This window comes from Streptomyces sp. NPDC052064, assembly GCF_055585925.1.
Genome location: NZ_JBVJJE010000005.1, coordinates 397,485 through 420,654, shown reverse-complemented (window position 1 = coordinate 420,654; position 23,170 = coordinate 397,485). Strand labels below are relative to the sequence as shown.

At 70.6% G+C, this 23,170-nt stretch carries 17 protein-coding genes; 6 read left to right on the top strand and 11 right to left on the bottom strand.

The window, feature by feature from the left end; genetic code table 11:
• Nucleotides 1–36: 36 nt before the first annotated feature.
• Entirely contained in the window at nucleotides 37–288 is a 252-nt protein-coding gene (locus ACZ6TU_RS16350; protein ID WP_467670081.1) for a helix-turn-helix domain-containing protein, read from the bottom strand.
• A 32-nt stretch (nucleotides 289–320) separates the two neighbouring features.
• On the opposite strand from ACZ6TU_RS16350, the gene map reads away from it, so the two are divergent.
• Nucleotides 321–1,088, top strand: a complete 768-nt coding sequence (gene map, locus ACZ6TU_RS16345; RefSeq protein ID WP_469548939.1) for a type I methionyl aminopeptidase — start codon at nucleotides 321–323, stop codon at nucleotides 1,086–1,088.
• Between the two features lie 179 nt (nucleotides 1,089–1,267).
• A complete protein-coding gene (locus ACZ6TU_RS16340; RefSeq protein WP_467670077.1) occupies nucleotides 1,268–3,805 on the top strand; it encodes an ATP-dependent Clp protease ATP-binding subunit in 2,538 nt (845 codons plus the stop codon).
• Nucleotides 3,806–3,895: 90 nt separating this feature from the next.
• Here ACZ6TU_RS16340 and ggt read toward each other — a convergent pair whose 3' ends face one another.
• Nucleotides 3,896–5,695 carry a gamma-glutamyltransferase gene (ggt, locus tag ACZ6TU_RS16335; protein WP_467670075.1) on the bottom strand — a complete coding sequence of 600 codons (1,800 nt, stop codon included), beginning with the start codon at nucleotides 5,693–5,695 and terminating at the stop codon, nucleotides 3,896–3,898.
• A 104-nt stretch (nucleotides 5,696–5,799) separates the two neighbouring features.
• Between ggt and ACZ6TU_RS16330 the strand changes: the two genes are divergently transcribed.
• Together ACZ6TU_RS16330 and ACZ6TU_RS16325 are read left to right on the top strand one after the other, a co-directional pair.
• Nucleotides 5,800–6,552: a hypothetical protein gene (locus tag ACZ6TU_RS16330; protein ID WP_467670073.1), complete on the top strand. Its 753-nt coding sequence runs from the start codon at nucleotides 5,800–5,802 to the stop codon at nucleotides 6,550–6,552.
• A gap of 116 nt (nucleotides 6,553–6,668) precedes the next feature.
• On the top strand, nucleotides 6,669–8,237 hold the full coding sequence (locus ACZ6TU_RS16325) for a CocE/NonD family hydrolase (RefSeq protein WP_467670071.1): 1,569 nt from the start codon (nucleotides 6,669–6,671) through the stop codon (nucleotides 8,235–8,237).
• A 223-nt stretch (nucleotides 8,238–8,460) separates the two neighbouring features.
• Here ACZ6TU_RS16325 and ACZ6TU_RS16320 read toward each other — a convergent pair whose 3' ends face one another.
• Both ACZ6TU_RS16320 and ACZ6TU_RS16315 read right to left on the bottom strand, forming a co-directional pair.
• A complete protein-coding gene (locus ACZ6TU_RS16320) occupies nucleotides 8,461–9,204 on the bottom strand; it encodes an amino acid ABC transporter ATP-binding protein (RefSeq protein WP_467670069.1) in 744 nt (247 codons plus the stop codon).
• Nucleotides 9,205–9,344: 140 nt separating this feature from the next.
• Nucleotides 9,345–9,752 carry a DUF6278 family protein gene (locus ACZ6TU_RS16315; protein WP_467670067.1) on the bottom strand — a complete coding sequence of 136 codons (408 nt, stop codon included), beginning with the start codon at nucleotides 9,750–9,752 and terminating at the stop codon, nucleotides 9,345–9,347.
• A 274-nt stretch (nucleotides 9,753–10,026) separates the two neighbouring features.
• Here ACZ6TU_RS16315 and ACZ6TU_RS16310 point away from each other — a divergent pair, with 274 nt between their 5' ends.
• Entirely contained in the window at nucleotides 10,027–11,733 is a 1,707-nt protein-coding gene (locus ACZ6TU_RS16310) for an SGNH/GDSL hydrolase family protein (RefSeq protein WP_469549208.1), read from the top strand.
• A 3-nt stretch (nucleotides 11,734–11,736) separates the two neighbouring features.
• Here ACZ6TU_RS16310 and ACZ6TU_RS16305 read toward each other — a convergent pair whose 3' ends face one another.
• The 5 genes from ACZ6TU_RS16305 to ACZ6TU_RS16285 form a co-directional block, all read right to left on the bottom strand.
• Complete coding sequence (locus ACZ6TU_RS16305) at nucleotides 11,737–12,516, bottom strand: exodeoxyribonuclease III (RefSeq protein WP_467670065.1); 780 nt, start codon at nucleotides 12,514–12,516, stop codon at nucleotides 11,737–11,739.
• Nucleotides 12,517–12,568: 52 nt separating this feature from the next.
• Nucleotides 12,569–13,204 (bottom strand): MBL fold metallo-hydrolase, encoded by a 636-nt coding sequence (locus ACZ6TU_RS16300; RefSeq protein WP_469548933.1) that lies wholly within the window; start codon nucleotides 13,202–13,204, stop codon nucleotides 12,569–12,571.
• A 33-nt stretch (nucleotides 13,205–13,237) separates the two neighbouring features.
• Nucleotides 13,238–14,542: a bifunctional 3-oxoadipate enol-lactonase/4-carboxymuconolactone decarboxylase PcaDC gene (gene pcaDC, locus ACZ6TU_RS16295; RefSeq protein ID WP_467670061.1), complete on the bottom strand. Its 1,305-nt coding sequence runs from the start codon at nucleotides 14,540–14,542 to the stop codon at nucleotides 13,238–13,240.
• Between the two features lie 32 nt (nucleotides 14,543–14,574).
• Nucleotides 14,575–15,690, bottom strand: a complete 1,116-nt coding sequence (locus ACZ6TU_RS16290) for an IS110 family RNA-guided transposase (protein ID WP_467670059.1) — start codon at nucleotides 15,688–15,690, stop codon at nucleotides 14,575–14,577.
• Between the two features lie 538 nt (nucleotides 15,691–16,228).
• On the bottom strand, nucleotides 16,229–17,200 hold the full coding sequence (locus tag ACZ6TU_RS16285; protein ID WP_469548930.1) for an L-threonylcarbamoyladenylate synthase: 972 nt from the start codon (nucleotides 17,198–17,200) through the stop codon (nucleotides 16,229–16,231).
• 181 nt (nucleotides 17,201–17,381) lie between these two features.
• Between ACZ6TU_RS16285 and ACZ6TU_RS16280 the strand changes: the two genes are divergently transcribed.
• A complete protein-coding gene (locus ACZ6TU_RS16280) occupies nucleotides 17,382–17,669 on the top strand; it encodes a hypothetical protein (RefSeq protein ID WP_467670055.1) in 288 nt (95 codons plus the stop codon).
• A 243-nt stretch (nucleotides 17,670–17,912) separates the two neighbouring features.
• On the opposite strand, the gene ACZ6TU_RS16275 is transcribed toward ACZ6TU_RS16280, so the two are convergent.
• Nucleotides 17,913–20,858: a glycosyl hydrolase family 65 domain-containing protein gene (locus ACZ6TU_RS16275; protein ID WP_469548927.1), complete on the bottom strand. Its 2,946-nt coding sequence runs from the start codon at nucleotides 20,856–20,858 to the stop codon at nucleotides 17,913–17,915.
• Nucleotides 20,859–20,890: 32 nt separating this feature from the next.
• A complete protein-coding gene (locus tag ACZ6TU_RS16270; protein ID WP_469548924.1) occupies nucleotides 20,891–23,158 on the bottom strand; it encodes a discoidin domain-containing protein in 2,268 nt (755 codons plus the stop codon).
• Between the last annotated feature and the right edge of the window lie 12 nt (nucleotides 23,159–23,170).

The window sequence follows — 23,170 nt, the reverse complement described above, 5'->3', positions numbered from 1 at the left end:
TTTCACACAGGGCGCAGGAGCCTCAGTGCCGCGCCGTCAGACCGGCACCAGCACGCACCGCGCGGCCAGCTCGTCCATCGACAACCCGAGCGTGCCCGCCAGCGCTGCCACCGTGAAGAAGGCCGGGGTCGGAGCCCGCCCGGTCTCGATCTTCCGGAGTGTCTCCGGGGAGATGCCCGCGCTCGTCGCGACCTCCGTCATGCTCCGGTCGCCACGCGCCTCGCGCAGGAGTCGGCCGAGCCGCTCGCCGCGTTCGCGCTCTTCGGGGGTGAGAGGGGTGCGCACCATGCCCCCATTCTAATACCGGTATAGTAATTGGCATGGTTGAGCTGAAGACCGATACCTCCATCGATGCGATGTACGAGGCGGGCCAGGTCGTCGCCCGCGCCCTGACGGCCGTAAAGAAGGCCGCTGACGTGGGCGTCTCCCTGCTGGAGCTGGACGAGGTGGCGCACGACGTGCTGCGCGAGGCGGGAGCGACCTCGCCCTTCCTCGGCTACCGGCCGTCCTTCGCACCGACCCCCTTCCCCGCCGTCCTCTGCGTCTCGGTCAACGACGCGATCGTGCACGGCATCCCGACCCGCTACCGGCTGCGCGACCGCGACCTGGTCTCCATCGACTTCGGCGCCGAACTGGGCGGCTGGGTCGGCGACTCGGCGCTCAGCTTCGTCGTGGGCACCCCGCGCGAGGCCGACCTGCGCCTGATCGAGACCGCCGAGCGGGCCCTCGCGGCCGGCATCGAGGCCGCCGTCGTCGGCAACCGCATCGGCGACATCGCCCACGCGATCGGCACCGTCTGCCGTGCCGCGGGCTACGGCATCCCCGACGGTTTCGGCGGCCACGGCATCGGCCGCCGTATGCACGAGGACCCGTCGGTGCCGAACGAGGGCCGCCAGGGGCGCGGGATGCGGCTCCGGCACGGCATGGTGCTGGCGATCGAACCCATGGTCGTCGCGGGCGGCACGGACACCTTCCACGCGGCCCCCGACGGCTGGACCCTGAAGACGGACGACGGCTCCCGCGCGGCCCACGCGGAGCACACGGTGGCGATCATGGAGTCGGGACCGAGGATCCTGACCGCGCGCTGAAGCACGCCAGGATTACCCGGGTATGCCCCGAAGGTGCCCCTCGTCGACGATCGTGCGAAGGTGTTCTACGAGCGCGCCCCAGGTGTAACGGGCTGCCACCCGGGTTACCCGACCCCGGCACGTCGACCAGCGAGGGCGTCCCCCGCCCGCGCGCCGGGGACGCCGGGAACGGAAGGCCCATGAGCAGCGGCTTCACCAGCCCGGAGGGCTACGGCTCGGACCCCTTCGGAGAATTCCTCGCACGCTTCTTCGGCGGACCGCGTCCGGGTCCCCGGCAGATCGACATCGGCCGGCTGCTCAGCCAGCCGGCCCGTGAGCTCGTGCGGGGCGCCGCCCAGTACGCCGCCGAGCACGGCAGCCGGGACCTCGACACGGAACACCTGCTGCGGGCGGCTCTGGCCACCGAGCCCACCCGGACCCTGCTCAGCAAGGCCGGCGCGAACCCCGACTCTCTGGCATCGCAGATCGACGAGCGGTCGGGCCCGGCCCAGCACACCCCGGCCGACGCACCGCCGCCGACCGCCCTCTCCCTCACACCGGCCGCCAAGCGCGCCCTGCTGGACGCGCACGACATGGCCCGGGCTCGCGGCTACGGCTACATCGGGCCGGAGCACGTGCTCAGCGCCCTGGCCTCGAACCCGGACTCGGCCGCCGGGCACATCCTGAACGCGGCCCGCTTCGCCCCCTCGAGCCCGCCCGAGGCGCCGGAGGCCCCGCAGGCCGAGCGACCGCGCCCGACGAACACGCCGACCCTCGACAAGTACGGCCGTGACCTCACCGAACTGGCCCGGCAGGGCCGTATCGACCCGGTGATCGGCCGGGACGAGGAGATCGAGCAGACCGTCGAGGTCCTCTCCCGTCGCGGCAAGAACAACCCGGTGCTGATCGGTGACGCGGGCGTCGGCAAGACCGCGATCGTGGAGGGGCTGGCGCAGCGCATCTCCGAGGGGGACGTGCCGGATGTGCTGACCGAGCGCCGCGTGGTCGCTCTGGACCTGACGGGCGTGGTCGCGGGCACCCGCTACCGGGGTGACTTCGAGGAGCGGATGAACAACATCGTCGGCGAGATCCGCGCCCACTCCGACCAGTTGATCATCTTCATCGACGAGCTGCACACGGTCGTGGGCGCCGGTGCCGGTGGCGGCGACGGCAGCTCCATGGACGCCGGCAACATCCTCAAGCCGGCCCTCGCCCGCGGCGAGCTGCACATCGTGGGCGCCACCACGCTGGAGGAGTACCGCCGGATCGAGAAGGACGCGGCGCTGGCCCGCCGCTTCCAGCCGATCATGGTGCCGGAACCGACCGCGGCGGACGCGATCGAGATCCTGCGCGGCCTCCAGGACCGCTACGAGGCCCACCACCAGGTCCGCTACACCGACGAGGCCCTGGTCGCCGCCGTGGAAATGTCCGACCGCTACCTTACCGACCGCCGGCTGCCGGACAAGGCGATCGACCTGATCGACCAGGCCGGTGCCCGGGTCCGGCTGCGCGCCCGCACCAAGGGCACCGACGTACGGGCCATGGAGCGGGAGCTGGAGCAGCTGACCCGGGACAAGGACCAGGCGGTCGCGGACGAGCAGTACGAACAGGCCACCCAGTTGCGCGACCGGATCGTGGACCTGAAGCTGCGGATCACCCAGGCGGGCGGCGACCACGAGATCGACGAGGGCCAGGACCTGGTGGTCGAGGCCGAGGCGATCGCCGAGGTGGTGTCCCGGCAGACCGGCATCCCGGTCAGCAGCCTCACCCAGGAGGAGAAGGACCGCCTGCTGCGCCTGGAGGAGCATCTGCACGAGCGGGTGGTCGGCCAGGACGAGGCCGTGCGGGTCGTCTCGGACGCGGTGCTGCGCTCCCGCGCCGGGCTGGCCAGCCCCGACCGGCCGATCGGCAGCTTCCTTTTCCTCGGCCCGACCGGCGTCGGCAAGACCGAGCTGGCCCGGGCGCTCGCCGAGGCCCTGTTCGGCAGCGAGGACCGCATGGTCCGCCTCGACATGAGCGAGTACCAGGAGCGGCACACCGTCAGCCGCCTGGTCGGCGCCCCGCCCGGCTACGTCGGCCACGAGGAGGCCGGCCAGCTCACCGAGGTCGTCCGTCGGCACCCGTACTCGCTGCTCCTGCTGGACGAGGTGGAGAAGGCCCACCCGGACGTCTTCAACATCCTGCTCCAGGTGCTCGACGACGGCCGCCTCACCGACTCCCAGGGCCGCACGGTCGACTTCACCAACACCGTCATCGTCATGACCAGCAACCTCGGCTCCGAGGCCATCACCCGCCGCGGCGCCTCCGTGGGCTTCGCGTCGGGCGGCGCCGACGCGGACGAGGAAGCCCGGCGCGAACAGATCCTGCGTCCGCTGCGCGAGCACTTCCGGCCCGAGTTCCTCAACCGCATCGACGAGATCGTCGTCTTCCGCCAGCTCAGCACGGAACAACTGCGCCGGATCACCAACCTCCTGCTGGACCGCACCCGTTCCCTGCTGCACGACAAGGGCGTCTCGGTGACCTTCACCGACCGAGCGGTGGAATGGCTGGCCGAACACGGCTACCAGCCGGAGTACGGCGCCCGCCCGCTGCGCCGCACGATCCAGCGCGAGGTCGACAACGAGCTGTCCCGGCTGCTGCTGGACGGCCGAGTGTCGGAGGGCGGCCAGGTAACGGTGGACACGGAGGACGGCCACCTGGCGTTCCGCACCCAGGAGACGCCACCCGCCGAGTTGTGACGCGTCCTGCCTTCTCAGGGGCGCGGGGCTGTGCCGGTCGCGGCTCCGCCGCGTGGGTGCGGCCAGCCCCCACGCCCCCGCACCCGGCACTCAACGCTCAGGCCGCACCACCATCGCCGATCCCCCACCACGCCGCGCAGTCTCAGCCGCCGCCAGCCACTTCCCACCCGGCAAACGCTGAACCCCCGTGGCCGCCCCGATCTCCGGGTTGGCCTTGAAGGAGTGCCCGATCGCTTCGAGCTGCTTCCTCACGCCACTGTCGTAGAGCCCCGGTTCCAGCTCGGTCTGCGCGGCGTTCCGCTGACTGGCCCGCGGCGCCGCAATCGCGTCGACCAGCGGCAACCCCCGGTCGAGGAACCCGACCAGCGTCTGCAGAACGGTCGTGATGATGGTCGCTCCACCGGGCGACCCCAGCGCCACCACGGGCCTGTCATGCCGGTCGAGCACGATCGTCGGCGACATGGACGACCGCGGCCGCTTCCCCGGCCCCGGCAGGTTCGGGTCGTGCACGGCGGGATTCGCCGGGGTGAAGGAGAAGTCCGTCAGCTCGTTGTTGAGCAGGAAGCCCCGCCCCGGCACGGTGATCCCGCTGCCACCCGTCTGCTCGATGGAGAGCGTGTAGGCGACGACGTTCCCCCACTTGTCGGCCACCGTCAGATGCGTCGTGCTGTCGCCCTCGTACGTCGTCGGAGCGGCCGTACCGCCGGAGCCACACCGCGCGGGGTTGCGCGGATCGCCCGGCGCCAGCGGACTCTTCAGCACCGCGTCGTCCTTGATCAGACACTCGCGCGAGTCGGCGAACCGCTGGGACAGCAGCTCCTTCGTCGGTACGTCCTCGAAGGCCGGGTCGCCCACCCAGCGGCCCCGGTCCGCGAAGGCGATCCGGCTGGCCTCGATGTAGCGGTGCAGATACTTCGCCTGGCTCGCCTTCGACAGGTCGGTCCGCTCCAGGATGTTGAGCGCCTCGCCGACCGTGGTACCGCCGGAGGAGGACGGCGCCATGGAGTAGACGCCGAGGCCGCGGTACGAGGATTTGGTGGGTGCCTGGAGCTTGGTGCGGTAGGCGGTCAGGTCCCGCTCGGACAGGTCGCCGGGGCGGGCGTTCCAGCCGGATGCCGGGTCCACGGGCGGCTTGTTGACCGTGTCGACGACGTCCCGGCCGATGTCACCGCGGTAGAGCGCGCCGACGCCCTTGCGGGCCAGCTCCGCGTAGGTGCGGGCGAGGTCGGGGTTCTTGAAGGTGGAGCCGACGACGGGGAGCCGCCCGCCGGGCAGGAAAAGTTTGGCGGTGTCCGGGAAGTAGCGGAAGCGGGTCTCGTTGGACGCCGTCTGCGAGCGGAAGGTCTCGTCGACCGTGAAGCCGTCACGGGCGAGCCGCTCGGCCGGCTTCAGGACGCTCGCGAGCCGCTTGCTGCCCCACCGGTCGAGCGCCGTCTGCCAGGTGGCGGGCGTGCCCGGGGTGCCGACGCTCAGGCCGCTGCTGACGGCCCCGGCGAAGGGGATGGGCTTGCCGTTCTCGACGAACAGGTTCTTGTCGGCGGTCAGCGGGGCGGCCTCGCGGCCGTCGATGGTGCGGACCGTGCGGGACTTGGCGTCGTAGTAGACGAAGTAGCCGCCTCCGCCCACGCCGGCCGAGTAGGGCTCGGTGACGCCGAGCGCGGCGGCCGTGGCGACGGCCGCGTCGACGGCGTTGCCGCCCTTGCGCAGGACCTCGATCCCGGCGGCGGAGGCGTCCCGGTCGACACTGGAGACGGCGCCGCCGTAGCCGGCGGCCACGGGAGTCTTCTCACCGCCGCTGCTCCGCGCGGTGGGCGGCGCCGCTCCCGCCGACACCACCACGGCGGCCGAAACCGCCAGGACCGTCAGATTACGTGCGACAGGGCGACGCATCCGCACCTCCAGTCAAAGGCCGTTCGCGCAGCTTAATTCATCGCCATGGCCGCGTCAGGAAGGCGTCGAACACCGGTGCGTCGAGCCCGCTACCATGCGCGCCCATGAATGACGACGTGCGCAACATCGTCCTGGGCGTGGTCGCGGCGGGAATCAGCGCCGCGCTCGGCTGGCTTGCCCGTACGTTCCTGTGGAAGCGGAAACTCCGGCGCAAGCAGGCCTTCTTCGGGCTGCCGGAGAACTCCGAGTCCCTGCTTGTCGTCAACCGCGATCCGGCCGCCACCGAGCCGGCGGTGCACCGCTTCGACGTGTACGCGCTCCTGGAACTCTCCGCGCTGATCAAGGGCTGCGGAGCGCACCTCCATGTGGTCACCCAGGACACGGCCCATCAGGGCTTCGGTGAGCGCACCGAGTTCTGCGTGGGGGGCCCGGGGTCCAACCGGCGCATGATGGCGCACATGGCGGCCATGCTGCCCGGCGTGCGTGTCAACATCGACGCCGAACCGGGGCCGGACCGGGGCGCTTTCCAGATAGGCGACGAGCGCTACCGCATGGATCCGGGCATCACGGAGTACGTCCTGCTGGCCCGGCTCACCGCCGGTGACCGCCGCGAGGCGCGTCCCGTGTTCCTCTTCTGCGGCCAGCGGGCCATCACCAACCAGGCCGCCACCCGCTACCTCGCCCGCAACCACGAGCGGCTGGCCCGCAAACACGGCGACTCCTTCGTGCTGCTGCTGAAGGTGATCAATTCGCATGCGTACGGCCCGGACGTCGTCGAACTGGTGGAGGACGTGACACGCGCGGCACAGACGCCACTGCCCGCCCCGGCTCCACGCAACAGCCACCGGGCCTCCTGAAGTCCTCCACTTCTCAACAATCGTTACTGGCACGTAACTTACCGACGGGTTACCAGCGGTAAGGAGGCGAGGTTACCGTCTGGTCACTTTGCACTGACACGAGTGAGGAGTGACCCGTGGGACATCACCGCAAGGCCCTGCGCACCACCGCCGTAGGCGCCGTCTCGGCGACCCTGGTCGCCGGCACAGCCCTCGGACTCACCCCCACCGCACAGGCGGCGCCGAGCCCGATCCGGTTCGTCGACATCACCGGCGACGGCGGCACCGTCCTCAAGGCCAACGTCGTCACCCCGGCCGGCGCCGACGGCACGCACCGCTACCCGCTGCTCGTCATGCCCACGAGCTGGGGTCTGCCCCAGGTCGAGTACCTGGCCCAGGCTCAGAAGCTCGCCGACTCCGGGTACGTCGTGGTCACCTACAACGTGCGCGGCTTCTGGCAGTCGGGCGGCGAGATAGAAGTCGCGGGCCCGCCCGACATAGCCGACGCCTCGAAAGTCATCGACTGGGCGCTCGCCAACACACCCTCGGACGCCGGGCACATCGGCATGGCGGGCGTCTCCTACGGCGCCGGCATCAGCCTCCTCACCGCCGCGCACGACAAACGGGTCCGCGCGGTCGCCTCGCTGAGCGGCTGGGCCGACCTGATCGACTCGATCTACTCCGAGCGCACCCAGCACGTCCAGGCCGCCGCCCTGCTGGACGGAGCGAGCCTGGTAACGGGCCGGCAGAGCGCCGAACTCCGGCAGGTCTTCGACGACTTCTACGCCTCCAACCTGGCGAAGGAGCCGGACCTCATCGCCTGGGGGAAGAAACGTTCCGCTGCGACCTACGTCGACCAGATCAACAAGAACGGCGCGGCGATCATGCTCGCCAACGCCTGGGGCGACACGATCTTCCCGCCCAACCAGTACGCCGACTTCTACGAGAAGCTGACCGGCCCGAAGCGGCTGGAAATGCGCCCAGGCGACCACGCCACCGCCGAGCTGACCGGCCTGTTCGGGCTGCCCAACGACGTGTGGAAGGACACCGAGCGCTGGTTCGACCACTACCTCAGGGGCGAGGACAACGGCATCGACCGGGAACAGCCCGTCCAACTCAAGTCCCGCTCCACGGGCGGCTACGAGGGCTACCCGGACTGGAAGTCGGTCGCCGCGACGAACCGGAAGATCGGCCTCGCGGGCACGACCACCATCCGTACGAACGTGAACTCGGGGGCCGACGGCGGAGTCGTCTTCCTGTCCAGCATCCTCGACCAGGTGGCCCAGTTGCCCCCGGTCGCCTCCATCCCGCTGCTCCCCCGCCGTTGGGCCGCCGTGTGGCAGTCGGAGAAGTACGCCACGGCCCAACAGGTACGCGGGACGGCCAAGTTGCACACGACCGTCACCCCGACCAAGGAGAGCGGCACCCTCGTCGCCTACCTGTACGACGTGGGGCCGCTCGGCCTCGGCAAGCTGGTCGCCAACGCGCCGTACACCTTCCACGGGCGCACGCCCGGAAAGCCGTTCGGCGTCGACCTGGAGCTGTACTCCACGGCCTACGACGTCCCGGCCGGGCACCGCCTCGCCCTGGTCGTCGACACGGTCGACCCGCTCTACATCGAGCACAACCCGTCCGGCGCGCAGCTGACCTTCTCCTCGCCGGCGAACGACCCGTCGTACGTGTCGGTTCCGCTGCGCGAGCAGTGATCTCCGGCTGCCGCCGGACGGGCCTGGCCGATGTGAACCGCCGCCCCCGTGGCCGACAGGGCCGTGGGGGCCGCACCCGGCGGGAGTGGCCCGCGGAGCGGGCGGGCGGTCTGCTCATCCCCGGCGGGATCGGCGGAATTCGGCGAAGTCCCCCTCTCCGACAGGGATGAAGGGCACATCGTAGTCGAGGTCCGATGCGACGAGCCGTCCGGTGCCCGCCCGTTCAGTGCTTGAGGATCTTGGAGAGGAAGTCCTTGGCGCGGTCGCTGGTGGGGTTGGTGAAGAACTCGTCGGGGGTGCGGTCCTCGACGATCCGGCCGTCGGCCATGAAGACGACGCGGTTGGCGGCCGAGCGGGCGAAGCCCATCTCGTGCGTGACGACGATCATGGTCATGCCGTCGCGGGCCAGTTGCTTCATGACCTCCAGCACCTCGTTGATCATCTCCGGGTCGAGGGCCGAGGTCGGCTCGTCGAAGAGCATCGCCTTGGGCTCCATGGCCAGGGCGCGGGCGATGGCCACGCGCTGCTGCTGGCCGCCGGAGAGCTGCGCCGGGTACTTGTCCGCCTGGTCGGCGACGCCGACCCGGTCGAGCAGTTCACGGGAGCGCCTGTCGGCGTCCTCCTTCTTGCGCCCGCGCACCTTGACCTGGCCCAGGGAGAGGTTCTGCAGGACGGTCTTGTGGGCGAAGAGATTGAATGCCTGGAAGACCATCCCGACATCGGCGCGCAGCCGCGCGAGGGGCTTGCCCTCCTCCGGCAGCGGCTGCCCGTCGAGGACGATCGTCCCGGACTCGATGGTCTCCAGGCGGTTGATCGCCCGGCACAGTGTCGACTTTCCCGACCCCGACGGGCCGATGACCACCACCACCTCCCCCCTGCCGACGGTGAGGTCGATGTCCTGGAGGACATGCAGCTCCCCGAAGTGCTTGTTGACGTCACGCAGCTCGATCAGCGGATCGACGGCCATGCTCAGCCCTACTCACTCTCAGCTGTGTGGTGGTTGCCGCAACGTATCCAGGCAAGATCAGACTTGAAGGGCGACACGCACTTTTCGATCATTAGCCGTATTTACGGCGGCCATTGGGCCACAGCTTCTGAGGACCAGTCTCACGCCTCCGCGACTTCCGCGTACAGCTGGGACAGCTCGGGCACGCCGTTCGCGGCCCATTCGTGACCGGAGTCCACGACGTCGAACTCCCGGCCGGAGGCGAGCCGCACGACGGGCTGTCCGTCGGACCGGATCTCCCAGGCCGCTCCGGGTACGGTACGCACGATGACGGTGCCCAGGTAGAGCCCGGCGTCGTTGCCGAGCCAGGCCAGGGCCTCCTCGTCGTCCCGCCAGCGTGGCACGAGCTGGTCCAGCGCCTCCAGCGAGGCCGCCGAGTCGTCCAGCCGGACACCCGCCCGGTACGCCTGGGAGCGGAGCAGTTCACACTCGGCAAGGAGTTCCGCGATGCCTGCCGGATCGGGAACCCCGAGCTTCCGGCGCCGGTTGCCCAGGAAAGGGATGTTCATACGTCCAGCGTGTCATTCGCACCGCCGTACGCACCACAGGCGCGCGGGCCCGCCGATTCCTGACACGTTCACGTCGAGTTCGCGTAGGCCTCGTTGACGCGCCCCTGATGTCTCCCTAGTTTCACCGTGCGTCGTGTGTCTCGGCCTTCGCCGTGTCTTCTGTCCCGTCCCTGCGTTTCGTCTTGTTGCGTCGTGTGTCGATGAGCGGGAGGAGTCGGCCGTGCGCCGATGTGTCCAGGGGGTCCTGATCGTCCTGGCCCTGTGCGGGTCCCTGATGCCGGCGGTCCCGGCACAGGCCGTCGAGGAGCGCCGGTCCGCGCCGGTGCCGCTTGAGCGGCTGTTCGACAACATCGCCGTCAGCGACGACGGCCGGCCCACGCAGGCCGACTTCGACGGTGCCGGTGCCTCGCTGTCGGCGCGGGACCTCGCGGCCGCGGGCTGGACGCCCGGCCGCGGCCTCACCGTCCAGGGGGCCCGGCTGACCTGGCCGCGGCGGCAGCCCGGCGAGCCGGACAACGTCCGCGCGGCCGGCCAGGACGTACGCGTCACAGGGCGCGGGGACGCCCTCGCCTTCCTGGTTGCGGGCACCGCCGGCACCGAGGTGGGCGGCCCGGGTGTGATCACGTACGGGAACGGCAGCCGCTCCGGATACCGGCTGACCGCGCCCGACTGGCGCACCGGGCCGCTCGCGACGAAGGCGGTGGCCCTGCCCCACATCAACACGCCCGGCGGACAACTCGCCGAGCAGGCCCGCCTGTACGTCGTGACGGTGCCGCTGGCGCCGGGGCGCCCGGTCGCCTCGGTCCGGCTGCCGCACGCGGCCGGGCTGCACGTCTTCGCGGTGTCGGTACGGACCGCGACGCAGGGCTGGACGGGCAGCTGGACGACGTCGACCTCCGGCTACACCGCCGTGGGCCCCTGGACGGACCGGACGCTGCGGCTCGTGGTGCACACGTCGGCCGGCGGGCCCCGGGTGCGGGTGCGGTTCGACAACACCTTCGCGGCGGCGCCGGTACGGATCGGCAGCGCGACGGTCGCCGTGCAGGCGTCGGGCGCGGCGGCACGCGGGACACCGGTGCCGCTGTCCTTCGGCGGTGCGGGAAGCGTGGAGATCCCGGCCGGGGCCCAGGCGTACAGCGATCCGCTGGGCTTCGCCGTCCCGGCGGACGCCAACCTGCTGGTGAGCTTCCATCTGCCCGGCACGGTGGCGGCGGCGCCCGTGCACCGGCTCGCGCAGCAGCGGTCGTACGTCAGCGGGCCGGGCGACCACGCGGCGGACGGCTCCGCGGACGCGTACAGCTCGGTCATCACCAGCTGGCCGCTGCTCGCCGGGGTCGACGTGAGCGGCGGGCCCGGGTCCGTGGTGCTGCTCGGGGACTCGATCACCGACGGCGACAAGTCCACGGTGGACGCGAACCGGCGGTGGCCGGACGTGCTGGCCGGCCGACTGCTGAAGCAGACCACGGTTCCGCGCTACGGCGTGCTGAACCAGGGCATCTCGGGCAACCGTGTGGTCACCGACCGGTATCCCGGCGACGGGGTGTCCACGGACGCGGCCGGGGTGAGCGCCCTGCACCGGTTCGACCGCGACGTCCTCGCCCAGACGTCGGCCCGGACGGCGGTCGTCTTCGAAGGCGTCAACGACGTGCGCTGGGGCACGTCGGCGGAGCAGGTGATCGCGGGGCTGCGGGAGCTGGCGGCACGCGGGCACGCCCGGGGCGTCAGGATGCTCGCGGCGACGATCCTGCCCTGCGAGGGCGAGGCGCGCTGCACGGCCGCCGTCGACGCCGAGCGGGTCGCGGTGAACGAGTGGATCCGGGACGGCGAGGTCTTCGACGGCGTGCTCGACTTCGACGCGGTGGTCCGGGATCCGCAGCGGCCGTCCCGGATCCTGCCCGCGTACGACAGCGGGGACCATCTGCATCCGGGCGACGCGGGTCTCGCCGCCCTGGCGGACTCGGTCGACCTGCGGCTGCTCTAGCTTCTAGACATCCAGGTCCACCACGACCGGCGCGTGGTCCGACGCGCCCTTGCCCTTGCGCTCCTCGCGGTCCACGTACGCGTCCTTGACCACCTTCGTGAACGGCTGGTTGGCGTACACCAGGTCGATGCGCATGCCGCGGTTCTTCGGGAAACAGAGCTGGCGGTAGTCCCAGTACGTGAACGGGTGCTCGTACTTGAGGGGCCGCGGGACCACGTCGGACAGGCCCGCCTCGCGCAGGGAGGCCAGGGCGGCGCGCTCGGCGGGAGTGACGTGGGTGGCGCCCTCGAAGGCCGCGCGGTCGAAGACGTCGTCGTCCGTCGGTGCCACGTTGTAGTCGCCCATCACCGCGAAGGGGCGGCTGCCGGACGCGTCTCCGGCGACGGCGGCCTTGAGGGCCTCGAACCACTGGAGCTTGTAGGCGTAGTGGGGATGGTCCACCTCACGGCCGTTCGGCACGTAGACCGACCAGACGCGGAGCGGGCCGCACGTCGCCGAGATGGCGCGGGGCTCCACCGAGCCGTCGAAGCCGGGGTCGCCGGGCAGGCCCTTGACGACGTCCTCGATGCCGACGCGGGAGAGCACCGCCACGCCGTTCCACCGGCCGGTCGCGTGGACCGCCGACTCGTAGCCCAGCTCGCGCAGTTGCTCCGTCGGGAACTGGTCCTCGGTGACCTTGGCCTCCTGGAGGCACAGCACGTCCGTGCCGCTGCTCTCCAGCCAGGCCAGGAGCCTCGGCAGGCGGGCGGTGATCGAGTTCACGTTCCAGGTCGCGATGCGCATGTCCCACAACCTACCCGGCGGGTCTGACATCGCGGCCCGGTCCCCTGGAGCCTCAGACCTCGGCGGAGTCTCCCGGTGTCAGCCGCAGGTGCTCCGAGCCGCCGAGCTGCCCGATCTGGCGGTCGTAGATCGGGCGGGCGAGATCGGTGAGGTAGGCGTCGTGGATGTCGTAGGCGCGCTGCGGCCTGACCTCGCGGACGTAGTCGATGACCTCCGAGATCTTGCTCCAGGGGGCCATCACCGGGAGCATCAGCGTCTCGACCCGGTGGCCGGGGACGGTGAAGGCGTCGCCGGGGTGGAAGACCTTGCCGCCGTCGACGAGGTAGCCGACGTTGGTGATCCGCGGAATGTCCGGGTGGATCACCGCGTGGAGCTCGCCGTGGACCTGGACGTCGAAGCCGGCGGCCGTGAAGGTGTCGCCGTGGCCGACGGTGTGGACGCGGCCGGGGAAGGCGGACGAGATCTTCTCCGCGACCGCCTTCAGGGTCCAGATCTCGGCCGCCGGGTTGTTCTCCATCGCGGCACGCAGCCGGAACTCGTCGAAGTGGTCGGGGTGCTCATGGGTGACGAGGATCGCGTCCGCACCGAGCGCGGCGTCCTCCTCGCTGAACCCGCCCGGGTCGAGGACGAGGGTGCGGCCGTCCTTCTCGAGGCGGACGCAGGCGTGCGACTTCTTCGTGAGCTTCATGAATCCATCCTGCCTCCGCGCTCCCCCGCGGGCTCACTCCTGGGGCGTGGTCTCCTCACGGATGACCTGCTGGGCCACCTTGAACGCGCTGTTCGCCGCCGGTACGCCGCAGTAGACGGCCGCCTGGAGCAGCACCTCCTTGATCTCGCCCGGGGTGAGGCCGTTGCGCAGGGCGGCTCTGGTGTGGAAGGCCAGTTCGTCGAGGTGGCCGCCGGCGACCAGGGCGGTGAGGGTGATGCAGCTGCGGGTGCGCCGGTCGAGGCCGGGGCGGTCCCAGATCTCGCCCCAGGCGTAGCGGGTGATGAACTCCTGGAAGTCCCCGGAGAACTCGTCGGCCTGCGCCAGCGCCCGGTCGACGTGCGCGTCGCCCAGCACCTCGCGGCGGACCTTGAGCCCGGCGTCGTAGGGGTCGGGCCGTCCCTGGGGCTGCGGCGGTACGACCGAGGCGATCTCGGCGACGGGCCCGGTCTGGACGGGCTGGGCAGGGGCGGCGGACAGGACCGGCTTGACGGCGGCCGCGGGCAGGGCGGTCTGGCCGGTGGAGGTCTCGAAGGCGGGCTGCCAGGCGGTCGAGAAGTGCCGCACCAGCAGGTCGGTGACGGCCGCGGGCTGCTCCACCGGCACCAGGTGGGAGGCGCCGGGGACGACGGCGAGGCGGGCGTCCGGGATGCCGGCGACCAGGGTGCGGGCCTCGGCCGGGCCGGTGACCTGGTCGTCCGATCCGACGAGGACCAGCGTCGGCACGCCGACCCGCCCGAGCTCGGCCCGGACGTCGAACGAGGCGAGCGCCTCGCAGGCGGCGATGTAGCAGCCGGGATCGGTGGTGCGCACCATCTGCACGGCCCACTCGGTGATCGCGGGCTGCGCGGCGGCGAACCCGCCGGTGAACCAGCGCTCGGGCGCGGTACGGGCGATGGGGTCGAGGCCGTTCGTGCGGACGATCACGCCTCTCTGCCGGAACTCGTCGGCCGTGCCGAAGCGTGGCGAGGCGGCGATCAGCGCGAGGGAGGCCAGCCGCTCGGGGTGGCGCAGGGCCAGCTCGATGCCGACCGCGCCGCCGAGGGCGCAGCCCGCGTAGCCGAAGCGCTGCACGCCGAGCCCTTCGAGGGTCGTCAGCAGCCGTGTGGTGAGGTCGGTGACCGAGCCCGCCGGGTACGCGGGAGCGCCGCCGTGTCCCGGCATGTCGAACCGGAAGACGCGCCACTGCTTGATCAGCTCGGGGATCTGGCGGTCCCACATGTGCCATGTGGTACCCAGTGAGGGACCCAAGATCAGGACGGGAGCCTCTTCTGGCCCGTCAAAGCGGTATTGCAGGGTGTTCGGTGGTGTCTCGCTCACCCGTCTGAGCCTCTCATCTGTCACGACAGCCCCTATGAGCGGGGTGCTGGTTGTGGCTGTTTGACCAGGTGGAAGACCTCCCGGGCCGCGTAGCGTTTGAGGCACCGGACGATTTCGCGTCGGGTCTTGCCCTCCTTGATGCGGCGCTCGTAGTAGTCCTGGGTGCGCGGGTCGACCCGCAGGCGGGTGAAGACGATGCGGTGGAGCGCGGCGTTGGCCTGACGGTCGCCGCCGCGGTTGAGGCGACGGAACTGCCGGCGTCCCGAGGAACGCTCGACGGGGCTGACGCCGCACAGCGCGGCGAAGGACGCCTCGCTGTCCAACCGCTCCGGGTTGTCCCCCACCGTGATCAGCAAAGTGACGGCCGTGTCCGGACCGATCCCCACCACCTCGAGCAACTGCGGGGCATGACCTTCCACAAGCCGGGCCATACGAGCGTCCACCTCCCGGATCTGCTCGGAGAGCTGGCCGATCCGATCAGCCAGCGGACCCAGCGTGATCCGCGTGGCCTGCAGCACCGACTCCTCACCGACCTCCCCGTGACCACTCACGTCGGTGAACCGCGCACAGGTACGGAAAAGTTCGGCATTGCCCAGTCCGGCCAGCTCTTCCCGCAAGACGGGGTCAGCAGTGACGAGGACGGCCTTGAGCTGATTGATGGCCTGCGTACGGGCTTTGACGGCCGACGCCTTCGTGAGTTTGTACATTCTCGCGATCTGCACCGGACCGTCGCCCGCTTTGGCCCGCGCGCACGTCCGCCCGCTCAATACGGCCCTGGCCGCGTTCTGGGCATCGAGCGGATCCGATTTGCCGCGCCGGCGGCGATCTGCGCGGTCCATCCGGTTCACGTCAAACACGTCTATGCCCTGGGCCAGCAGATAGCGCGACAGGGACGCCCCGTAGGAGCCGGTCCCCTCCACCCCGGCCCGCCCCACCACGCCCAACTTCCTGGCCCACTTCAGCAGCTCACGGTATCCAGCCGCGGTGGCCGGGAACTCGTCGGTGGCAAGCACAGCCCCCGTCAAGGAGAGCACCGCAGCCATATGGGCATCACGGTGCGTGTCCACTCCCAACACCACCTCCCCCGAAGGGCGGCGACGGCGGGTCTTCGGAGCAGCCGACGTACTGGGCACGGTCGATCTGGACATGCCCGTTCCCCTTCCGGTCCGATGTCATGTCGCGTTGCCGGTACCGGGCCGCCTCGGGCGGTCAGAATCGTGAGGACGCCACAACCATCGGCAGGCCCCTATCGGGACACGCCCCGCCAGCCCGGCACCGACAACGCACCGTCCCCGGCCCAACGGCCGACACTGTGACACCAGGACACCTCGGTCAGAGAAATCATGAGTCAGACCCCACGACCCGGGACAGCACCCGCCTATCCTTCCGCCCCTCCCAACACATCGGCCCCTGTGTTCAAACCCGATCGTCAATCGAGACGATTCGTCAGCCGACGCCCGGCGCCGACAGCACGTGCGCGAAACAAAGAGATTTCCGGGTAGGTCGAGGCGTCCGTGGCCCGCTCATGGCCGCGTACTGCGGTGTCAGGCCGAGGGTTCCGCCGGGGGGTGCGGCTACCGCTCCAAGTCGGCGTGCGGGTGCGGCAGGACCGTGCGCAATTCGGGGTCGGCGCGCACCCGGTGGGCGCTGTGGCAGGACCACCGAACGGCGTCGGTACTGGTCATTTCAAGAGGGCCGGGGCCCAGCGGCGCGGCGGAGCCGGTTTGCGATCGCCAGTCCCAACCCGTCCTCCACCGGCAACGAGGCGACGATGAGGTCGCACCCACGCTGGTCGAGCTCGCGCAGGAACCCATACAGCCCGCGCGCGTAGGCGGCCATCGAACCGGGAACCGCCACCACGGCGTGCGCCTTCACCGGGGCATCGGCGAGGGAGGGGGGAGGGAAAACTCCCACCTGGTGCCCCAGCTCCTGCGTGAGCTCCGCTTCGGCGACGACCTTCTCGGGCTCGACGAGGACGACCCGCGCCCGCGGCGCGTAGTGGGACGGATGCTGACCCGGCACCCGAACGCGGCTCGTCGAAGGGACCGCAAGCGGGCAACCCAGCACCGCTTCAAGCTCCTCGCGCGTCACCCCACCGGGCCGAAGAACGCTCGGAACATCGCCCGTGGCGTCGACGATGGTCGACTCGACACCGACCTCGCAGGGCCCGCCGTCCAGCCCGAAGTCGACGGCAGCACCAAGCTCCGCACGGACGTGGTCGGCCGTTGTGGGGCTGACCGAGCCGAAGCGGTTGGCGGACGGGGCTGCGACACCGCCCCCGAAGGCCGACAGCAGCGCGAGTGCCACGGGGTGGTCGGGCACCCGCACGGCCACAGTCTCCAGCCCGCCAGTCGCTTCGAGGGGCACCCGGCAACCGCGCCGCAGGACCAGCGTCAGGGGCCCCGGCCAGAAGCGTTCGGCCAACAGGCGCGCGGTTGCGGGCACGTCCTCGGCCCAGTCGTCCAGGTGCTCCGCGCCGCCGATGTGGACGATCAGGGGGTGGGAGGGCGGGCGCCCCTTGACCTGGAAGATGCGCGCGACCGCGGCGGGATCCTCGGCGTTGGCGCCCAGACCGTAGACGGTCTCGGTCGGGAGAGCCACCAGGCCCCCGGCGCGCAGTACACCGGCCGCCTTCTCGATGTCACTGGTTCTTGCCATCACCCTCGCCATCCTCCTACTACTCCGCTCCCCCACGTTCCGTGGTCCCATCGGCGCATAACGACGAACCAAGGGCCCCCGCCACCACACCCGTCCGGCCCGCCGCACCACCGGTAGCGCCGCTCCTCATGCAGCTGCTGCCGGCCCCTTGCACCTTTACCTCATCCCCGATGAGACGGGCATGGACGCCTTCAACGCCACGTACCGGCAGGCCAAGCAGCAGCGCGCTGTGTTCGTCGCCGGGGAGCACCAGGGCGAGCGAAGGACGGTGAAGGCCGACGTCATTACCGCCTCGGAGCACGTCGTCGAGGACTCGGAGTACGACGCCATCCGCACCGCAGTCATCCGGCTGATCCGCTCCCGCGGGGATCGGCACGTGCTGGAACGGGCCACCGCGCTGGTCTCGGAGTGCGGCGTGTTCGCGGATATGGTGCAGCAGTTGCAGGGCCGCCGACGGCGTGCCGGGTGATCCGGCACAACAGGACGCTCGCAGACGCCCAGCTCCACCAGGAACGAGCCGAACGGGGCACGGCCACCACCTCCGCTGGTGACGGAGGCGGTGGCCGTTCGGGGCACCCTCGGCCGGAGCAGCGGATGCATCCGGCTGAGGGGGGCACGGTCAGTGACGGTTCGGGCTGGCCGACCGCTGTGCCGTGCAGGCCGTGCCGTGGTTACGACGATCGCGGACGACTGCGGTCGGCGCCCGGCGTGTTTACGGTTTGCAGTTCGTCGCGTCGCCGGCCGGGTGCCGTGTGGGCACCTTCAGCGCTGTGCCGGGCTTGACCTTGCGCACGTCATCGCTGCCAAGGCCGACTCGGACGGGAAGCGGCGGGCCGGAGCGCAGGGTCAGCTTCGTGGTCTGCTGGCCGACAGACAGGTCGAAGGTGCGCCCCTGCCATTTCACCCCGGTGATGTCGACGCCCGGGAGCTGCGGCGGCAGGAAGGGGTCGATGGTGATCGTGTCGGTTCCCCAGCGCATCCCGGTGAAGCCGTAGAGGAACTCCTGTAGGTAGCCTCCCTGGCCGGTGGTGAAGTTGAAGGCTCCGCCATTGCGGGTCTCGTACCACTGGTTGAACGGTGCGGCCTGGTAGGGGTCCACGCTGTTCCGCATGTAGGTGTAGGTCTGGCAGCCCGGAGATCCGAGGGCTGCGGTGGCGATGGTGGCGATCGCGTCCGTCATAGACGGGCCGTTCGGGTCGGTGCGTGCCTGGTAGTAGTCGAGGTCGTTCTGGGCCAGGCTGGGCGGCATCGGGACAGCCCAGGGGTATTGCAGCAGGGTGACGTCGGCCTGCTTGACGGTCTGCCCGTTGTAGCCCTCGAACTCGGGGTGGATGTTGAGTGTCGTGTCCACCGGGATCTTCAGGCCGTCGGCGACCTTGCTCCATGCCGGGTCGGCGGGCCGGCCGAGGATGCGGGCGGCGCTGACGGCGATACGCAGCGATGCCTGGGCGCCGGCGTTGGTGGTCACGCTGTTGTCGACGTAGTCGTGGTACTCGTCGGGGCCCATGACGTCGTTGATGTCGTATCCGCCGGCCGGGTCGGGCTCGGCGCGCGTGGCCCAGTAGTCGGCGATGTCCTTCAGCACCGGCCACGCCTTGTCCCGCAGCCACCGCTCGTCGCCGCTCGCCTGGTAGTACTGCCACTGGGCCAGGGCGATGTCGGAGTTGATGTGGATCTCGGTGTTGCCCTCGTTCCAGGGCGGCGGGGTCTCCTCCTTGCCGGTCAGCGCGCTCTGCCACGGGAACTTCGCGCCCTTGATGGGGTGGGCGGGAGTGGACAGTTCCTTCGCTGCGGCCCTGGCGGCGGCCAGCAGTTTCTGCCGGTAGGTGTTCGCGCCGCGTGCTATGTCGGGGTGCTGGGCGAGCAGGGCCGGGTACATCCAGGTCTCCGTGTCCCAGAACACGTGGCCGCCGTAGCCGTCCGAGGACAGTCCGGCCGGGCTGATGCTCCAGTCGACGCCGGCGCGCGTGCTTGCGAGCAGGTAGAACATGGACGCGCGGATCTGCGCGGTCATGGCGCTGTCACCGGGGATCGAGATGCTCGACTGCCACAGGCGGGACCATGCCTTGCTGTTGCGGGCGAGCGCTTGTCGGTAACCGTACGCGGATGCTCGGGCCGCGGTCTTCGCAGCGGCCTGCTGCGGGGTCGCGGACCGAAGCGACCGGTCGGTGTCGACGCTGGAGGCCACGCCCACGTACTTGGTGATCCGTAGCGGCTGACCGGCGCGGACCGGGATGGTCGCGCTCTGCCCGGCGGTGCCGTCGTCGGGTACGGCCATCGCCTTGGTCGGCACGGCTCTGTCGTTGACGCGGAGTACGGAGTTCAGTCCGGCGGTGACCAGGTTCCCGTCGCTCACGACGGTCTGTGACAGCGTCGCTGTCCTGCCGTCGACGCGCGCGTTCCTGGTCGAGGCGTATTTCAGTCCCTGGCCGTCGAACTGGTCCACGACGGTGGCGGTTCCGCTCCAGTGCGGGACTGCCCGCACGCTCACCGTGCCCAGATGGCCGTCCGCACGGTTGGCGTTGACCTCGTAGTCGAAGCTGGTCGTGTCGCCCGCCGGGGAGGTCCAGTCGAACGACGTGCTCAGCACGCCGGTACGCAGGTCCAGCGACTGCCGGTACTTGCTGGTGGTGCCGATGGTGGCGGAGGCCATGTCGGTGGGTGGCTGTGCGCCGTCCGGGTACACCGTGAGGTAGTCGACGTTGACCCGGGCCGTGTCACCCTCCTCGACGGTGATCTTGAGCGTGTTCGCGCCCGCCGTCAGCGTCACCGGCACGGTCAGCGTCGCCCAGTCGTCCCAGCCGCCCGTGCTGGGCAGGGTCAGTTGCTGGAGCGTGCCGTTGACGCCGAGGTGGATGGTCTGCGGGTCGCCGCTCCCGTTGGCGTACCGGACGGCCAGCGTCGCCTTTCCGGCGGGTGCGTCACGAATCGGGATGACGCCGGCGCCGCCGACCGTCGGGTTGCCGCCATTGTTCAGGCCGGCCAGGTAGCCGCCGGCGACCGAGCCGGGATGGGACCTCTCCACGAACGCGCCGCCGGAGATCTGCCCGTACATCGCCGGACACAGCTGGTTGAACGCGCAGGACCAGCGCCCGATCCCGTAGAGGTCACCGCCGCGGCCGAAGCCGAGCGTGGCCCAGCTCGGCAGGCTGGCCCGGTCCTCGAACCTGCTGGGCAGACGGGCGTAGAAGCCGGCGAGCTGGGACTGGGTGACGATGGGTGTGCTGCTGTATCCGTGACCCGCCGCGGGCACGCGCGCGGCGAGGTAGCCGTTGCCGATGAACGTCGGGGAGTAGTTCTTCGATGTGTCGGTCGTGCTCAATACCCAGCCGTCGCCGCCACCGGCCTGACCTGGCTCGGGTGCGGGGGACGCCGGCACTGCCGCCGTGCCCAAGAGCAGGCAGGCGATAGCCAGCCCGACGGACGCTGTCCTCCTGGTCATGCGTGAGCGGGCATGCGGATGGACGGTCGCCGACGGCACCGTGTCCTGCGCGGCCCGGTTGCGGCCTCGGGTGCCGTGTCCGGCCCGGTCGCCCGGGCTGGTCACCTTCGATACCGCGGCAGCCGCCACGGCCGTGAAACGGCCCCAGGCCGACCTGCGGCGTGAGGTATCCGGCCTCACTCCTGTGTCACCCACGGCCTCGCCGTACTGATTCATCGAAACGCCACCTCCTTGGGGGGGGTATGGGTTCAGGCCGACCGCGTGGTGAAGATCACGGCGGCGCCGGCAGGCAGTCGGTAGCTGTACGTTGTGCCGCCCCACCGGATGTCGAACGCCGCGGTGCCGCTGCCTGAGTTGTACGCCACCGACAGCCCGGTGCCGTCCGGCAGCTGAGCGCTCTTGCGCTGAACGCCCTTGGTCACACCGGCGTTCGAGGTGAGCTTGCCGTCGGGAGCGAGGACGGAGACGTCGTGGATGGACCACCAGCTGCCGGAGTCGGACTTGTTGACGACGCGGATGTAGCGGGCGGTGGTGGTGGGCAGCAGGATCCGGGTCACGGTGCTGCCGGGGCCGGTGGCGATCGGCTTGCCCCAGGTGGTGCCGTCGTCGGAGGTGTACACCTCGTACTGGCGGGCGAAGTCGCCGGAGGAGGCGCTGGCGTCCAGGACGATCTTGTTGAACGTCTGGGCGGAGCCGAGGTCGAGCTGGAACCAGTCGCCCGGTTGCATGCCGTGGCCGGCGCTCCAGCGGGTGGCTGTGTCACCGTCGATGGCCTTGGTGGGCGGGTCGTCCGAGCTGCTCGCGGAGGCCGATGCCTGCCAGCTGTCGCGGGGCAGGGCCACCTCGCCGGTGGGCGGGGTGAGGGAGGCGCCGGTGGGCAGGGTGTAGCCGAGCCACTGGTCGCCGACGCGTATCTGAGGCTGCCGGGTGAGCAGGCTGCTGTCGTAGGAGATCAGGGCCTGGCTGCCGTCGGGGTTGCGGAAGGGGAGGTCGACGGAGCCGATGGCAGCCGGATCGGTGCTGCCCTGCTGGGTGCCGTTCCAGGTGAAGGTCGCGGCTGCTCCGGCGGCCAGGGTGTAGGTGAAGTGGCGCTTGCCCCAGCGGACGGTGAACGTGCGGTCCTGGGTGCCGGAGTTGTAGGTGACCAGGGCGGTGGTGCCGTCGGGGTTGGTGAACGCGACGTCCTCGACATTGCCCTTGCCGAGGGTGCTGGAGGCGACCCGGCGCGCGCCGGGCTGGACGAACTTGCTGGCCTGGGCAAGCCCCCAGTAGTCGGCCGTCGGTGTGTACGACCATGTGCCGTCGGCGCTCTGCGAGACCGCCACGACCGGGCGGCAGCCCTGGCATCCGTTGTTCCTGGGGCCGCCGTCGGTGTCCAGGGCGATGTTCCAGCGGACGACGCTCTGGGCCCAGTTGCGGGGGCCGTTGATGACGTTGTCCATGGCGCCGGCGAAGCCGCCCTGCTCGTCGCCCTCCCAGGTGCCGCCGGAGCACTCGGTCTGGAAGGCGGGCTTGCCCGGGTAGTTGTTGTGGACGACGGTCTGGTTCACGACCAGTTCGGCTGCGGCGTAGCAGTGCCAGGCGGTGCCGGTGACGTTCCGGGCGGCCGCCGGGTCGGCGTAGAAGGATTCGGGGTAGCCGGTGACGTCCCAGTTGTGGTCGTAGCCCAGGATGCGCGTGGACAGCCCCTGTTTGCGCAGGGTCGGGGCGAGGTTGCGGGTGATGAAGGTCTTCGCCTCGTCGGCGGGCAGATACATGCCGGGGTACGTGGACGGCTCGTGCAGCGGCTCGTTCTGCGGGGTGATGTAGCGCACCGGCACGCCGGCCGCCTCGTACGCCTTGAGGTACTTGGTGAAGTAGTCGGCGTACGGCTGGTAGGCGTTCGGCTTGAGCCTGCCGCCGTTCATCGAGTCGCTGGTCTTCATCCACCCCGGCGGGCTCCAGGGGGTGGCCATGACCGTCAGCTTCGGATTGAGCGCTCGGGCCTGCTTCAGCAGGGGGATGGTGTATGCCCGGTCGTGGTCGATCGAGAAGTTCGACAGCGTGGGGTCACTCTGGCCGGCGGGCATGTCGTCGTAGGAGTAGTTGCCGCTGACGGTGAAGTCGCTGGCGCCCATGGGCTGGCGCAGGATGCTCAGGCCGATGCCGTCGCGGCGGCTGAACAGGTCGCGCATCAGCGCGCCACGCTGGGTCGAGTCGAGCTTGGTGCCGACCAGCCAGGCGGAGGAGTCGGTGAAGGACGCTCCGAAGCCTGTCATGGGCTGGTACTTGCGGGTGGTGTCCACGGTGATCGTCGAGCCGGAGGAGCCGGAGGGTGCGGGTCCGGTCTTCCAGGTCACCGGGGACTGCTGGGACAGGTACGTCTTGGCGGACGGGTTGGTGAGCCAGACCGACGCCTTCCCGAGGGCGGTGCCGGCGGAGGCCGGTGTGGCTGGCGGGAGGACGGGGAGCGTGGCGATCAGGGTCGCGATGGCTGCCAGGGAGGTCCGGCGCCATTGCCGGGTGGTGCTTCTCATGGTGCGGCTCCT

What these genes read in the sequence shown, in the direction of transcription:
- ACZ6TU_RS16350 (WP_467670081.1), bottom strand. Translation starts at nt 288, where the DNA reads ATGGTGCGCACCCCTCTCACCCCCGAAGAGCGCGAACGCGGCGAGCGG.
- map (WP_469548939.1), top strand. Translation starts at nt 321, where the DNA reads ATGGTTGAGCTGAAGACCGATACCTCCATCGATGCGATGTACGAGGCG.
- ACZ6TU_RS16340 (WP_467670077.1), top strand. Translation starts at nt 1,268, where the DNA reads ATGAGCAGCGGCTTCACCAGCCCGGAGGGCTACGGCTCGGACCCCTTC.
- ggt (WP_467670075.1), bottom strand. Translation starts at nt 5,695, where the DNA reads ATGCGTCGCCCTGTCGCACGTAATCTGACGGTCCTGGCGGTTTCGGCC.
- ACZ6TU_RS16330 (WP_467670073.1), top strand. Translation starts at nt 5,800, where the DNA reads ATGAATGACGACGTGCGCAACATCGTCCTGGGCGTGGTCGCGGCGGGA.
- ACZ6TU_RS16320 (WP_467670069.1), bottom strand. Translation starts at nt 9,204, where the DNA reads ATGGCCGTCGATCCGCTGATCGAGCTGCGTGACGTCAACAAGCACTTC.
- ACZ6TU_RS16315 (WP_467670067.1), bottom strand. Translation starts at nt 9,752, where the DNA reads ATGAACATCCCTTTCCTGGGCAACCGGCGCCGGAAGCTCGGGGTTCCC.
- ACZ6TU_RS16310 (WP_469549208.1), top strand. Translation starts at nt 10,027, where the DNA reads ATGCCGGCGGTCCCGGCACAGGCCGTCGAGGAGCGCCGGTCCGCGCCG.
- ACZ6TU_RS16305 (WP_467670065.1), bottom strand. Translation starts at nt 12,516, where the DNA reads ATGCGCATCGCGACCTGGAACGTGAACTCGATCACCGCCCGCCTGCCG.
- ACZ6TU_RS16300 (WP_469548933.1), bottom strand. Translation starts at nt 13,204, where the DNA reads ATGAAGCTCACGAAGAAGTCGCACGCCTGCGTCCGCCTCGAGAAGGAC.
- ACZ6TU_RS16290 (WP_467670059.1), bottom strand. Translation starts at nt 15,690, where the DNA reads ATGTCCAGATCGACCGTGCCCAGTACGTCGGCTGCTCCGAAGACCCGC.
- ACZ6TU_RS16285 (WP_469548930.1), bottom strand. Translation starts at nt 17,200, where the DNA reads ATGGCAAGAACCAGTGACATCGAGAAGGCGGCCGGTGTACTGCGCGCC.
- ACZ6TU_RS16280 (WP_467670055.1), top strand. Translation starts at nt 17,382, where the DNA reads ATGGACGCCTTCAACGCCACGTACCGGCAGGCCAAGCAGCAGCGCGCT.
- ACZ6TU_RS16275 (WP_469548927.1), bottom strand. Translation starts at nt 20,858, where the DNA reads ATGAATCAGTACGGCGAGGCCGTGGGTGACACAGGAGTGAGGCCGGAT.
- ACZ6TU_RS16270 (WP_469548924.1), bottom strand. Translation starts at nt 23,158, where the DNA reads ATGAGAAGCACCACCCGGCAATGGCGCCGGACCTCCCTGGCAGCCATC.